The organism is Psychrobacter sp. ASPA161_6 (assembly GCF_051970285.1).
GTDB classification, from domain to species: domain Bacteria; phylum Pseudomonadota; class Gammaproteobacteria; order Pseudomonadales; family Moraxellaceae; genus Psychrobacter; species Psychrobacter glaciei.
In genome coordinates this window covers 67,046-81,950 of record NZ_JBEFNJ010000004.1, presented here as the reverse complement: position 1 = coordinate 81,950, position 14,905 = coordinate 67,046, and the positions used below count along the sequence as shown (strand labels likewise).

The following is a 14,905-nucleotide window of genomic DNA, read 5'->3' as shown; positions in this document are numbered from 1 at the left end:
TGTTTTATCAGTAGAGGAGCTAAAGGGTTGCTGGTATTGATACCATTAAGGGGCTAAGGATTAGGGACTAAGGCTTGGGTGACCACAACCTTATTTAGGGATGTACTGACTCCATGGCTCAGCACGAATGACTTTTGGCGTTTTGCTGATCACATCGAACTGACCATCGGCACGGATTTGACCGATCATGACAGGCTTCCATAAGTGATGGTTTTCCTCATCCATTTTTAATGTATACCCTGATGGCGCGTCAAAAGTCTGACCTCCCATACTAATACGCACTTTATCGACATTAGTGGTACCTGCTTTTTCGACTGCTTGTTTCCACATATTGATACCCACGTAGGTGGCTTCCATAGGATCATTGGTCACGACCTTTTCAGCATTCGGTAGCTTATGATCTAGCGCATATTTCTTATACTTTTTGGTGAAGCCGCTATTGACAGGATTTTTAACCGACATAAAGTAGTTCCATGATGCCAAATGCCCTTGCAATAAGCTGGTATCGATACCACGAAGTTCTTCTTCTCCTACTGAGAACGCCATGACTGGGATATCAGAGGCTTTAATACCTTGGTTGGCAAGCTCGCGATAAAAGGGTACATTTGAATCCCCATTAATGGTAGAGATAACTGCCGTCTTTTTACCGGTCGAGAAGCTTTTAATGTTGCCTACGATGGTCTGATAGTTGCTAAAACCGAAAGGGGTATACTCTTCCATGATGTCTTTTTCAGCGACTCCTTTAGACTTCAAAAAAGCCCGCAGTATCTGGTTAGTAGTCCGAGGATAGACATAATCTGTGCCAAGTAAGACAAAGCGTTCTGCACTACCACCCTCTGGACTCATTAAGTATTCAACAGCAGGAATAGCCTGTTGATTGGGTGCAGCACCAGTGTAGAAAATATTTTCTGACTGTTCTTGACCCTCGTACTGCACAGGGTAGAACATGAGGCCATTTAACTCTTCAACGACAGGCAGCACTGACTTACGTGATACCGACGTCCAACCGCCAAATATGACATCCACTTTGTCTTGAGTTAATAGCTGACGTGCTTTTTCAGCGAATAACGGCCAATCAGAAGCGGGATCTACGACGATCGGCTCTAGCTGCTTACCCAACACACCGCCATTGGCATTAATTTCATCAATGGTCATGAGGGCAGTATCTTTTAATGAGGTTTCAGAGATGGCCATCGTTCCAGATAAAGAATGCAAGATGCCTACTTTGATGGTGTCACCATCTGCCGCAGGTGTAGTAGCGGTCTCGGCCGTTTCGGTTTTTGTGGCTGTAGAATTGGTCTCAGCGCTAGTTTCTGCAGGTTTTTGACAACCTATAAGACTTAAGCTACCTACGACGGCTACTGCTAGTAGGGACAAACGTGATGTGAGTTTTGAGTCGATACGATAGTTTGTACTGATAGGAGTAGCAGTGATAAGCGTTGGCAATAAAGACATGTATTTCTCCAAAAAGATAAAGTAGCAGCTTGGCAGGCCGAGTTAACAAACCATTCCTAACTGCTATTAATACTTCAATATTTATGCCATTCCAAAATACAAAATAAACGCACCAATATCGGTCTTTTTAGGAGATATTGCACTTTTTTCGCACCATGATGGTTTTTATGATTTTCTATGCACCATCTGTGTCTGGTTAAAAAGTGACTTATACTGTCAATGTCAAATCCGTACAAACAAGCTTGGGAGATATCAATTACGCAGCTACAAGTTTTGTCAGCATAGTTCAAATGCCGATTAACTCCTTTTATTATCAAAAGATTAAATAGGTTGTTGTTGATATTATTGGCTTCATGCCTACTTATTATATTGTGCTTAAAGACTGGTCTAATATCAAAATGGCATCTCTGCCGATTATTAGATGTCAAAATATTATCGAGGAGGTTACAAAAGAGGGGAAGATAGAGGAGGTATAGGCGGTAACCTATGTGTTAGTGATTTTCTATCAAGTACATGGTTAGATAAAAGTGAATAGCAGTGCTTGGTGATTCATAAGTGGTTATCTACAAGCTATATTTATAGTTGCAGCTTGGCAGGATAAGCATTCTCCTAAAGTTAATGTTTACGGGATTAATAGCATAGGTCAGAATTCAGGACTATTAGAATTGTGGGTACTCCAAGTAGTACTTCCTGGCAATGTCATGGTAAAAGCCAAGCTTGAATCGACAGACCTATTCTTCATGTAACGCGGAGGGTAAGTGCTGTTATTGTTGCCACCATCTACTGCAAGGCAGACCGATAGATATCCTGCAGAGCCGCTAAACCGGTTATTTCAGGAACAACTCAAAAAATATTGTATATCGTAAAACTACGGATGAAATCGAGGAATTACTATATATTTTTCGGAGATACAGCGGCATATGTGAGGCCTTCGTACTCCGTTGAGACACGAGTACCGCCACCTCCCTCAAGTGTCTGACCAATATTGGTCAGTGAGCCGATGATGGCGGTGTTTCCAGTCGCACGCGCAAACTCGCAAGCCGCTGCAACTTTTGGTCCCATAGAGCCCGCAGGAAGATCAAGCTCACTTAAAACGTCTGGATGCGCCTGCAAGATGCCTCGTTGTTTGTCAGTTCCAAAGTCTGTATAAACATACGCCACATCTGTGGCAATCACCAATAACTCACATTCAAGGCTACGGGCAAGTAAGGATGCGCACAAATCTTTATCGATTACTGCCTCGACCCCTTGCAAACAGCCATCTTCATCAAATGCCGTTGGAATACCACCTCCGCCTGCACAGATCACAATCGCGCCTTTTTCAAGCAGCCACTGTATGGGTTTTAGCTCAAATATTTTTTTTGGCTTAGGGCTTGCAACCACTCGCCTAAAGTATTGACCATCGGCTTTAACAACCCAGCCTTTTTGCGCACTTAGCTTTTCTGCTTCCTCTTTTGAGTATACAGGGCCAATAGGCTTGGTTGGATTGTTAAAAGCAGGGTCTTTACGGTCGACTTCTACTTGAGTGAGTAGGGTGGCAATGGATGAGTCTCTCGGCAGGACATTCCCAAGCTCCTGCTCGATGATGTAGCCAATCATACCTTCCGTTTCTGCGCCCAAAACGTCTAATGGATAAGTATCGACTGCGGTGTAAGCCGCGCCTTGCAACGCAAGCAAACCAACTTGCGGGCCATTACCGTGAGCAATGACTAATTCGTTACCCTCCGTGACCTTGCTGATTTGTTCAACGGCCGTCTTGATATTTTGGCGTTGGTTGTGAGCAGACAGCGGCTCTCCACGTTTTAATAAAGCATTACCACCTAAGGCAATTAGTAACCTCATGATATTTCCCTGCGCATTATCTTCAGTTAACGTCATATCAGGGCGTGTCTTCATTTCAAAAATAGTGATAAAAATGAGATAAATGGCAGTCAAACAAGAAAAATAGCGCAGATAATATCGAGATATTAGTCAGCTATTTGACGCCGTTTGGCAAGATTTAGCCACTTTTAACCTATTTAGATGACTATCGATTGAATTGAGGGCACGCCCCGGTAGCACGCGTTGCTAATGTTATACATTAGATATTACCAAGCGCCGAGACTAGAACGGCTTTAATCGTATGCATACGGTTTTCGGCTTGCTCAAATGCGATGTTGTAAGGTGATTCAAATACCTCTTCGGTCACTTCGATACCCTCTGCGAGCTGTGGGTATTTTTCAGTTATTTTTTTACCAACCTCGGTATCTGAATTATGAAAAGCGGGTAAACAATGCATAAACTTCACTTTTGGGTTGCCAGTGGCTTTTATCAGATCCATGTTGACTTGATAGGCCATTAGCCCATCGATTCGCTCAGCCCAGCTCTCAATAGGCTCACCCATCGATACCCATACGTCGGTATGAACGAAATCAACGTCTTTTGCCGCCGTTTTTACATCATCAGTGATAGTAAGCCGGGCACCTGACTCTTTGGCAAAGTCTGCACAAGTGGCCAAAAAATCTGCTTCAGGCCATAAGTCTTTAGGGGCGCAAAGGCGTACGTCCATACCCATCTTAGCGCCCATTAAATATAATGAGCGGCCCATGTTATTACGTGCGTCACCAAAATAAGCATATTTAATCTGATGGATAGATTTGTCGGTATGCTCACGCATGGTCATTACATCTGCTAGCATTTGTGTGGGATGAAACTCATTCGTCAGGCCATTAAAGACGGGAATATCTGCATATTCTGCTAACTCATTGACAATCTCTTGACCGAATCCGCGATACTCGATGGCATCATACATACGGCTCAACACACGAGCGGTGTCTTTCATGCTTTCTTTGTAGCCGATCTGTGATGAGTTCGGGCCAATAAACGTCACATTGGCACCTTGGTCATATGCCGCTACTTCAAAAGCGCAACGAGTGCGGGTTGAGGTTTTCTCAAAGATTAGCGCAATATTTTTGCCCATAAGATGCTTTTGTTCTGTGCCTGAGTATTTCGCTCTTTTTAGGTCACGAGCCATATCCAAAAGATACGTAAGCTCGCGTTCACTATGATGCATAAGACTCAGTAGATCACGGTTATGAAGATTGAAACTCATGATGGTTCCTTAATTTTTGGTGTTTTTTTATATTGGTTCATATGATCAAATGATCTTTGAGTAATTAATAAGACTATAAAGTATCGATTTATCAATCAGCTGGATCGCGAATGATAGGGCAAGTCATGCAGTGACCACCACCACGTCCACGTCCCAGCTCGGAGCTTGGAATCGTAATCACTTCAATGCCTTGTTTGCGCAGTAACGTGTTGGTATAAGTATTGCGGTCATAAGAGATGACAACGCCTGGCTCAAGGGCAAGAACATTGTTACCATCATCCCATTGCTCACGCTCAACCTCGTAGCTATTGCCACCTGTCTCGACCACTCTCAATTTATCGACCCTTGATGCTTCTTCTACCACTTTCAAAAAATGTCTGTCATCTTCGCGCACATCAATACCGTGTGGCTTGCTCTCATCAGGACGAATATGAAAAGTCGTAATATGATCTGTCACTGCTGGAAACACGTTGACCAAATCAATGTCGCAAAACGTAAACACGGTGTCCAAATGCATTGCAGAACGTTGCTTAGGTAAGGCCGCTATGATGATATGGTCAACCGAGCCATCGATGAACAAAGTCTTGGCCAGTCTGGTAATCGCTTGTTGTGATGTTCTCTCACCCATACCAATCAGCACGGTTTTGTTGCCGATAGGCATGACATCACCACCTTCTAAACTACAGCCACTGAGATCTTCTTCAGTATCATCCATCCAAATTTTGAAATCAGCGCCTTTAAAGTCGGGATGAAATTTATAAATAGCAGAAATAAGGAGTGTTTCTTGCTGGCGAGCGGGCCAGTACATCGGGTTAAGCGTCACACCACCGTATATCCAGTTTGAAGAGTCGCGAGGAAACTGAGTATTGGGCAGTGGTGGCAATACAAACTCAGTCGTACCTGACAGTGCGGATAATTTTTTAAGTGATGCCCCAATATCATTCGGTAACTCTTCAGTGGTGACACCACCAATTAAAAATGAGGACAGTTTCTTGTGCTCAAGTTTGGTCAACCAATCTCTAACTTCGCTAGCCAATAAAGTACCGACGTGATTATCAGTAATTTTGTGATCCATAATCCACTGCATGGCATCGTTATTATCAAGGGTTTGTGCGAGCAGTTGATGCATCTCAACCACCTCAATATCGCGATCTCGCATCTTTGTGACCATATCATAATGATCACTTTTGGCCTTGCTAACCCACATGACATCATCAAACAATAAATCATCGCAGTTTTGCGGTGTCAGCCTTTGATGGGCAAGACCTGGAGAGCACACCATAACTTTGTGTAATTTACCGACTTCTGAATGAACACCTAAAGATTTGTCAGACATTTTTATATCCTTATGCGGTTTGGGTGCAAGTATCTCACCACTGTTTAGAGGACGAACAATCTAAAAAAGCAACTGATGTGACAATTACGACGAACGGATTTTCTGGTGATTACAACGGTAAGGCATTTTATTTAATAGGGTCACTACAAGCTTAACGTACCGCTGTAGAGGCCATAGGCTGCATAGATGGCACTGACAGTAATGACTGCAAGCACCACTTTTTCGGCTGTATTGAACAGCTGATGCTTGTGCTCTCTGCGTGCTTTTATATAGAGAACCACGCCAGGAAGATACAACAAAGCGGATAGTAAAAAGTACTGAATACCAGCGGCATACAACAGCCAAATACTATAAAACAGTGCGGTTACCCCAATAATAATATCTTTTGTGGCGCTCTCGGATGCTTTGTAGCCCTCTTTGCGATAGGCCACCAAAAACCCATAAGCGGCAGAAAAGAAATAGGGAATCAAAATCATGGAAGTGGACAGATAAAAAATATTGTTATACGTGCTTTTACTAAAGTAGGTGATGACTAAGAATAATTGTGTCGCTGCAGAAGACACCAATAGTGCATTTACTGGTACATCAACGGCATTTGTCTTATAAAAGAACCTCGGCATGGTTTTGTCTTTGGCGGCAACGAACAAAACTTCAGCACAAAATAGCGTCCAAGCCAATAAACCACCGAGCAGCGAGATGACCAAACCTACTGAGATAAAGGTAGCGCCCCACGGGCCAACGGCATACTCTAGCAAATAAGCCATCGACGGGTTTTTCATCGCTGCCAGCTCAGGGAGTGACCTAACACCCATCGCTAAAAAGTTAACCAGCATTAATAGCACTAACGTAAAAATGAACCCCAATACGGTGGCTTTACCAATATCAGAGCGTTTTTTGGCGCGTGCAGAATACACACTGGCCCCTTCAATACCAATAAAGACCCATACCGTCACCATCATCATGTTTTTAACTTGATCAGGGACTGACCCTAGATCCGTCTCTCTACCCCAAAAGTCGCTATTAAACAGATCCATATTAAAGACCGTAAAAATAATGACAATAAAGGTGAACAGCGGTATCACTTTGGCGATCGTAATCAACGTATTGATAGAGGTAGCCGTCTGGATACCTTTGGTAATCATGAAGTTGTATGCCCACAATAATACAGAGGCGCCTACTAATGCCGTTAGGGTATTGCCATCTCCAAACACATTAAAAAAATAACCCAGCGTACTAAATATCAGCACGTAGTAACTGACGTTGCCCAACCAAGCAGAGAGCCAGTAGCCCCATGCAGAGTTGAAGCCCATATAATTACCAAAACCTGCCTGCGCGTAGGCATAAACCCCACTGTCAAGTTCAGGCTTGCGATGTGCTAAATTTTGGAACACGAAGGCAAGCATCAGCATGCCAACGCCAGTGATTACCCAGCCAATCAATGAGGCACCAGGGCTTGCGGTTTCAGCGATGTTTTGCGGCAATGAGAATATACCGCCGCCTATCATAGAGCCTACGACAAGGGCAATGAGTGCAGTAAAGTTTAGATTTTTCTCGGATGGATTATGCGTTGTTTCAGACATGGTGAAGACCTTTTATCCTCTGATTGAGAAATATATGAAAGCAACAAAATAGATTTGGTCTTGAAGAATACTTAAAAACAGTATTTAATATATGAGAACTCCACAATATTAGCATGGATTATCGTGGTTTTGTTAGCTCAATGGCCATCATTAAAAATATTTATGTATCTATACCAGTTAAATAACGGTGATAACTCATGATAAAAATGTTTGCTATGGCAGCAGTTTTTGTACAACCAGTATCCTGAGTTGGTCAAAAAATTTGCAGGGCTATATTGGATAAATCATACAACACTCAAAATAAATTCAGTTTCCGATGGTTTATTGAGGTGGTATCGAGTACCATAACCACAATATAATTATGGATTTATTGGTATTTCTGACTAGGTCGTGTCCTAATCGGCTCAATATCCGATGAATCAATTGTATGCCGAATATCCTATATAAATCACTCACCATTCCGCCTTGGTGTAGAAATTGTCTTGTATCCACACAGCGCCAATATTGCCAGTCATCGTGATCGACACGAGGTGTACTTGAGCTGATTTCCTACACCCAACACGCCCTATACTAAAAAATCATTAAAATTTGTAAATTGAGGATATGCCCGAATACGGTTAAAAAACGTATGGGTTGGTTATTTTCTGTTTTATTTCCGCATATAAATAAGATATAGGAACCGTTATGAAAAAAGCATGGGTTTTGATTCTATTGCTTGTCGTGGCCGCCGCTGCTGGTTGGTATTACTGGCAACAGCAGCAGCTTGCACAAGCCCTACCGCTAGGAATAGTCAGCTCAAACGGTAGATTGGAGCTTGAGCGGTTTGATATTGCTAGCCTTTATCCAGGCAGAGTTGAGCAAATGCTGGTGGCGGAAGGGGAAGATGTCGATGTCGATCAGCTGCTTGTGAAACTGTCTTCCTCACAAAGCGAAAGTCAGTTAGTGGCGGCACAGGCAACCGAGCAGCGCGCACATGAAATGGTGTCACAGGCACGGGCGGGTCGTAAGCAAGGAGAGCAGGCAATGGCGCGTGCCAACGCCCAAATCGATGCGCAGATTGAACAGCAAAAAATAGCCAAAATGGAGTTGGATAATGCTCGCAAGATGCGCCGCGAAGATTTGGTGTCAGATTCAGAGGTGACCAAACGCCAAGCGGCCTACAATGGCGCGGTTGCGGTCGTGCAGGCGGCGAGAGCAGCGTACGCAGAAGCGCAGGCAGCTGTTCAACAAATCGATGCTCAAGTAGCGGAAGCAAATGCTGGCGTCAATCAGGCCAAAGCTCAAGAAAAATCTGCCGCTTCGATGAATGACGATATGTTGATACGCAGTCCTAAAGCGGGCCGTGTGGAATACCGAATTGCCGAGGTTGGTAGTGTGATTGCAGCAGGCAGCAAAATGGTCAGCCTGCTAGACACAGAAGATGTGTCTATGACTCTTTTTTTACCTAACGGGCAGATGAGTGGGCTACAAGTCGGTAATGACGCGAGAGTCGTGCTGGATGGTCTGGATAGTGTGTGGCCAGCAAAAGTATCATTTATTGCATCACAAGCACAGTTTACGCCCAAGTCAGTGGAAACACAGAACGAGCGCGAAAAGCTCATGTTTAAAGTGCGTATCAAGTTACCTGTTGAGGTAGCCAAAGAATACAAAGGCCTACTCAAGGGCGGCATGACAGGTAATGGTTATGTGCGTAGCAATACCGACGTAGCATGGCCGAGCAATCTTGCTATAAACCTTCCCAGAAAAGGCCAATCCTAATTTCTCACGTTCGAGTATGACAGCGGAAAATGAGGTCATAAATTATTCAGATGGTTTTACAACCGAAGAGTTATCTTTATGAATAAATTAACGATACAAACTGTGAGATAACGTATGGATAGCCAACATACCGCCGTTGAAATTAACACTGTTTCGCATACATATGGCAGGACGATTGCTCTTGATAATATTTCCCTAAATATTTTACAAGGGACCACCGTTGGGCTAATTGGTCCTGATGGTGTTGGGAAATCAACGTTGTTGTCTCTTATTGCAGGGGTCAAGGTCATTCAAAATGGCTCCGTGCAAGTATTCGGTAAGGATATGGCAGAAAAATCTGCACGTGAGGCGCTGTCAAAACATATCGCCTTTATGCCACAAGGCTTAGGTCATAATCTTTATCCAACCCTGTCGGTATATGAAAACGTGGAGTTTCATGCGCGACTGTTTGGATTGAATGCGCATGAGCGCCATGTACGAATAGCCCGTTTACTTGAGGCAACTGGGCTAGCACCATTTCCTGATCGTGCGGCTGGCAAGCTTTCGGGCGGAATGAAGCAAAAATTAAGCTTATGCTGTGCATTGGTGCACAATCCTGACTTACTGATTCTTGATGAGCCAACCACAGGGGTAGACCCCTTATCACGCCGTCAATTCTGGTCATTAGTGGCCTCGTTACAAGCTGAACGTCAAGAGATGACGGTCATCGTGTCGACAGCCTATATTGATGAAGCCAAAAATTTTGAATACCTGCTAGCGATGGATGATGGCAAGCTCTTAGCCAACCAGCGGACGCAAACCGTCATGACAGAGCTGAATGTCACATCACTTGAAGAAGCCTACATCAAGCTATTGCCACCAGAGAAACAAACGAATGCAGGCGCGTTGGTTATCACGCCATTTTCCCCTGATCCTGATGCACCGCCCGCTATTGAGGCAAAAAACCTAACCAAACGTTTTGGAGATTTTACGGCGGTTGATAATGTCAGCTTTTGTATTGAGAAAGGTGAGATTTTTGGTTTTTTAGGCTCTAATGGTTGTGGTAAATCGACCACGATGAAGATGCTGACTGGATTGATTGATAAAACAGAGGGTTCAGCCAAACTGTTGGGTCAATCTATCGATGCAAATGATATAGCGACAAAAATGCGTGTCGGTTATATGTCGCAGTCTTTTTCGCTTTATGAAGAATTGAGCGTACGTCAAAACTTAGAGCTGCATGCAACCCTTTATCAAATAGAAGGAGAGCGTGGACAGCAAGCTGTAAAGGATGCATTAGATAAATTTGACCTCAGTGCTGTGGCGGATACAGCGCCAGCCTCATTGTCACTAGGTATCCGCCAACGATTACAGCTGGCAGCGGCTTGTTTGCATCATCCGGAAGTATTGATTCTGGATGAGCCAACCTCAGGTGTCGATCCTGGTGCTCGTGATATGTTTTGGCGACAGCTATTGACGCTTTCACGAGAAGATAAAATCACGATATTTATCTCTACTCATTTTATGAATGAGGCCAGTCGATGCGATCGCATCTCTTTTATGCACCGTGGTCGCGTGCTGGTCGTTGGTACACCGACAGAGCTGACACATAATAAACAAGCGGAGGACCTCGAAGAAGCCTTTGTAGAGTATCTGCTCGAAGATGAAAAAAATGACACTGAACCCACCAGCCAAAACGACACGACTGAAAATACACCAGCAGAATCAGCGATCATAGCGTCTGAACCTGATAATCAAACCAACAAAACCGACACGCTTAAGTATTGGTTTACCACTGTTTGGACATTTGCCACGCGCGAATTTAAAGAGCTATTACGCGATAAAATCAGGCTGTTTTTTGCTATCGTTGGGCCCATTATTTTGATGGTCATGACTGGTTGGAGTATCTCTTTTGATGTGCACGATTTACCTTATACGATACTGGATCAAGATCACTCTGCACAAAGTCGACAGTTGACGGAGTACTTTTCGGGCTCAGAATATTTTACATCTACGTCACCCGTAGACTCTATAAAGGCCGCTGAATACGCGCTTAGAAGCTCTGAGACGAAATTGGTTATTGATATTCCAGTGGATTATGGACGTGATTTATTGGCCAATAGACAACCAGAAGCGAGCTTTTATATTGATGGGACAGTGCCATTCAATGCGGCCAATATTGAGGGCTATGTAGGAGGGATTATGAGGATATATATTAAAGACCTTCTTCAAGATACTGGCTTGCCTATCGATTTAGACCCTGCCGCTGAAGTGGTTCCACGCTTTATGTATAACCAAGATTTCAAAAGTGTGAACGCGGTCATTCCCAGTGTGCTAATGATGATACTCATGTTGATTCCAGCAATGATGACCACGTTGGGTGTGGTGCGTGAGCGCGAAGTTGGCTCGATATCAAACCTCTACACATCACCAGCCAGTGTGCCTCAATACCTACTTGGAAAACAGCTACCTTATGTCGTTCTGGGACTGATCAATTATCTCATACTTGTGCTCATGGCCATATTTTGGTTCAAAGTGCCCATAAAAGGCTCTTTTTTGGCGATGTCTTTTGGCGCATTGCTGTTGGTCTATGTGTCTACAGGACTGGGGCTGCTTGTGTCTAGTTTGGTTCGCACACAGGTTGCCGCCTTGTTTGTCACCGCCATCGTCACTCTGATACCCACGATTAACTACTCTGGGTTGTTGTATCCGCTCTCTAGTATGGACGGCATCGCTTATGCCATTGGGGTCGGGTTCCCCGCATCTTGGTATCAGCGTATCAGTATTGGCGGGTTTACTAAAGGACTGAGTTGGTCCAGTTTTTTGACGGAGTACATGGTTTTGACCGCCTTTGCCTTGGCATTTATCACATTTGCCTCTATTTTCCTGAAAAAGCAGGAGGTATAAGTGCAGACTTTTAAAAATATCTGGACGTTGACCATCAAAGAATTGCGCAGTCTGTTTGGAGACAAGATACTGTTTCTCATGATTGGCTTCGTGTTCTCTGTCACTATCTATACTGTGGCAGAAGGCATTAATACGGATGTACGTAATGCGCCTGTAGGTATTATAGATTTAGACCGTACAGCCCTGACCAGACAAATTCGAGATGCCCTACAACAACCTTACTTTCTGCCTCCTGTCGATGTGAAACGCGAAGATGTCGATGAGTTAATGGACAAAAGCAAGATTATTTTTGTGCTGGAATTTCCCCCTGGGTTTGAACGGGATGTGTTGGCTGGACGAAAACCGCAAGTTCAGCTGTTAATTGATGCCACCACCATGACTCAAGCAGGTATTGGGCAAGCCTATATTCTCCAAATATTTAATCAGGAAGTGAGTAATTTTTTAAAACAAGCCGATCCACCGTTATTGGTCAAGCCAGTACTGAACATGATATTTAACCCAAACGGAGACAGCTACTGGTACACACCAGTTATGGAAGTCTGCAATATGATTGCGCTCTTGGCAATAGGGTTGTCTGGTGCTGCCGTTATCCGTGAACGCGAACGTGGCACCATCGAGCATCTCTTGGTGATGCCAGTCAATACAACAGAAATCGTGATTTCAAAAATACTTGCCAATAGCTTGGTGATTTTATGTGCCTCCATGTTATCGATGATTTTTGTGGTCCAATATTTGCTTGGCATTCCTATTAACGGGTCGCTGCTTTTATTCGGTAGTGGTGTGGTCGTGTATCTGTTCTCCATATCTTCTCTCGGCATTATGCTATCAACCATGGCACCGAGTATGCCGCAGTTTGCCTTATTGATGTTGCCCGTCTTAGTCGTATCGTTACTTTTATCTGGCTCTATAGCGCCGCGCAGCAATATGCCCGAAGCGGCACAAATGATAAGCGAGTATTGGCCCACGACTCAGTTTGTCAGTTTTACTCAAAATGTTTTATTCCGTAATGCTGGCTTGGATATTGTTTGGCCTGAGCTATTAATCATGACAGGTATCGGCGTCGTGTTTCTTATTTTTGCTTTAGTACGATTTAAAGCAATGCTTGAAAAGCTAGGGTAATGTGCAAAACAGGCTGGCCCAATTTGGCTCAATAAAAGCCAGTCATATGTATAACGATATCCTAAAAGACGTTATAGGGCGTGTTTCATATTCGACCATGGCACTGAATTAAAAATAATGATAGAGAATATAAGGAGAAGAAGCGCATGTTTCCATTATCCAAAATTGTGAGTTTGGGAGCATTGGTCTTGATCTTAAGCGCCTGCCAAAGCACACAGGTTGTTCGCCAAAGTGATATTTCTATTCCGACAACATTTAACGAAAACAAAGCAGCGAAGGGCAGTCCAGAAATTAGCCACTGGTGGCGACAATGGCAAGACCCGCTATTAAGTCGCCTAATAGAGCAAGGTTTACAAGACAGCCCCGATATCCGTATCGCTGAAAGTCGTTTTGCAGAAGCAGTGGCAATCAGTCGTCTTGCCACTGCTGATCTTGGGCCACAAGCTGGCGTCAATGCTTCAGCGGGCATTATAAATGGTTCGGCTCATCTGTCTGCAAATGACAACCTCAGTCGTCTATTGGGTGCTAGTACAGCGCTGCTGGAGACGCACCAAGATATAGATAGCAGTCATGCTAATGCGGGATTCTCTGCTGCGTGGGAGCCAGATATATTTGGCAGAAAACAAAGTGATGCTGATGCCGCCCGTTATGCGGCGTTGGGTGTACAAGAAAAAGTATATGGCGCGCAAATGCTACTGGCGGATCAGATTGCTGATCATTATTTTCAAGCCCGTGCCGCCCAGCAGCGTGAAGTCATTACTGCCCGCAATGTAGAGATATTGACGCGCTTTGAGCGATATATAAAAGGGCGTTTTCAAGCGGGTCAAGTCACCATGTATGAAGTTAATAATGTCCAAAGTAAACTCAATGCTATGCGTGCGAAGAAAAGCACAATCAATGCAGAGTATGCAATGCACGTACGTAGCATAGCCGTACTTATCGGGCAAGTACCGCAAGGTTTTGAGCTACCTTCTACGACTGTAGACATCCTCAATCATCAACCGAGTGCGCCCAGTGGCCAAACGCCACAAGGGTTGCTAGAACGTCGTCCTGATCTGCGTGCCTATGGCGCACAAGTCAATGCCTATTCTGCCAAACTGGCAAGTGCCAAAGCCGATCTGCTGCCACGTTTCTCCATTCGTTTTTTAGGTCAAGGCGGACGCATTGACGTTGACAGTGATGTGCCAGATTTGAAAGGTTGGGGCAGTATATTGAGTGTGGGTATACAGGTTCCCATTTTTACAAATGGTCGGATTGAAGCCAATATCGAAAGTGCAGACGCTCGATTGCAAACGGCGCTACTGCAATATGATCGACGGCTACTGCGTGCGCTTGGTGAGGTGGATAATACCTATCAGGCGCATCAGGCTCTACAGCAGCAACAAAAATTGCTGAATACGGCCTATCAGCAGTCTGCCAAGCGTGCCAGCGATGCCGAAAAACTGTTTCGTTATGGCTATCAAACGTTAGATGAAGCTCTGACAGCGCAGCTGGACTCAGAACAAATACAAGAAAACTTGATCTACTCGCAGCTTGCTCGAGCACAAATGCTACTGAACCTTTATAAATCACTAGGAGGAGGATGGGGAGAGAATGTCACTGCGGAGGCATCGTAAATTTCGCTAACTATTTGCTACTGATTTGCTCACTATCTGCTCATCCCAGTACGGCGGCGTGCCA

The 14,905-nt window shown here is 44.3% G+C and carries 9 protein-coding genes; 4 read left to right on the top strand and 5 right to left on the bottom strand.

The window, feature by feature from the left end:
* Window positions 1-90: 90 nt before the first annotated feature.
* The 5 genes from urtA to arcD all read right to left on the bottom strand — a co-directional run bounded on the left by urtA (window position 91) and on the right by arcD (window position 7,462).
* Window positions 91-1,401: an urea ABC transporter substrate-binding protein gene (urtA, locus tag ACTQ9T_RS11355; RefSeq protein ID WP_440465306.1), complete on the bottom strand. Its 1,311-nt coding sequence runs from the start codon at window positions 1,399-1,401 to the stop codon at window positions 91-93.
* Window positions 1,402-2,346: 945 nt separating this feature from the next.
* Window positions 2,347-3,297 carry a carbamate kinase gene (arcC, locus tag ACTQ9T_RS11350; protein ID WP_440465126.1) on the bottom strand — a complete coding sequence of 317 codons (951 nt, stop codon included), beginning with the start codon at window positions 3,295-3,297 and terminating at the stop codon, window positions 2,347-2,349.
* Between the two features lie 238 nt (window positions 3,298-3,535).
* A complete protein-coding gene (locus ACTQ9T_RS11345; protein ID WP_440465125.1) occupies window positions 3,536-4,546 on the bottom strand; it encodes an ornithine carbamoyltransferase in 1,011 nt (336 codons plus the stop codon).
* Window positions 4,547-4,637: 91 nt separating this feature from the next.
* A complete protein-coding gene (gene arcA, locus ACTQ9T_RS11340; RefSeq protein WP_440465124.1) occupies window positions 4,638-5,882 on the bottom strand; it encodes an arginine deiminase in 1,245 nt (414 codons plus the stop codon).
* Between the two features lie 143 nt (window positions 5,883-6,025).
* Window positions 6,026-7,462 (bottom strand): arginine-ornithine antiporter, encoded by a 1,437-nt coding sequence (gene arcD / locus ACTQ9T_RS11335; protein ID WP_440465123.1) that lies wholly within the window; start codon window positions 7,460-7,462, stop codon window positions 6,026-6,028.
* Window positions 7,463-8,146: 684 nt separating this feature from the next.
* Between arcD and ACTQ9T_RS11330 the strand changes: the two genes are divergently transcribed.
* The 4 genes from ACTQ9T_RS11330 (at window position 8,147) to ACTQ9T_RS11315 (ending at window position 14,841) form a co-directional block, all read left to right on the top strand.
* Entirely contained in the window at window positions 8,147-9,220 is a 1,074-nt protein-coding gene (locus ACTQ9T_RS11330; RefSeq protein WP_440465122.1) for an HlyD family secretion protein, read from the top strand.
* Window positions 9,221-9,334: 114 nt separating this feature from the next.
* Window positions 9,335-12,106, top strand: a complete 2,772-nt coding sequence (rbbA, locus tag ACTQ9T_RS11325) for a ribosome-associated ATPase/putative transporter RbbA (RefSeq protein WP_440465121.1) — start codon at window positions 9,335-9,337, stop codon at window positions 12,104-12,106.
* On the top strand, window positions 12,107-13,225 hold the full coding sequence (locus ACTQ9T_RS11320; protein ID WP_440465120.1) for an ABC transporter permease: 1,119 nt from the start codon (window positions 12,107-12,109) through the stop codon (window positions 13,223-13,225).
* A 146-nt stretch (window positions 13,226-13,371) separates the two neighbouring features.
* On the top strand, window positions 13,372-14,841 hold the full coding sequence (locus tag ACTQ9T_RS11315; protein ID WP_440465119.1) for an efflux transporter outer membrane subunit: 1,470 nt from the start codon (window positions 13,372-13,374) through the stop codon (window positions 14,839-14,841).
* Window positions 14,842-14,905 lie beyond the last annotated feature (64 nt).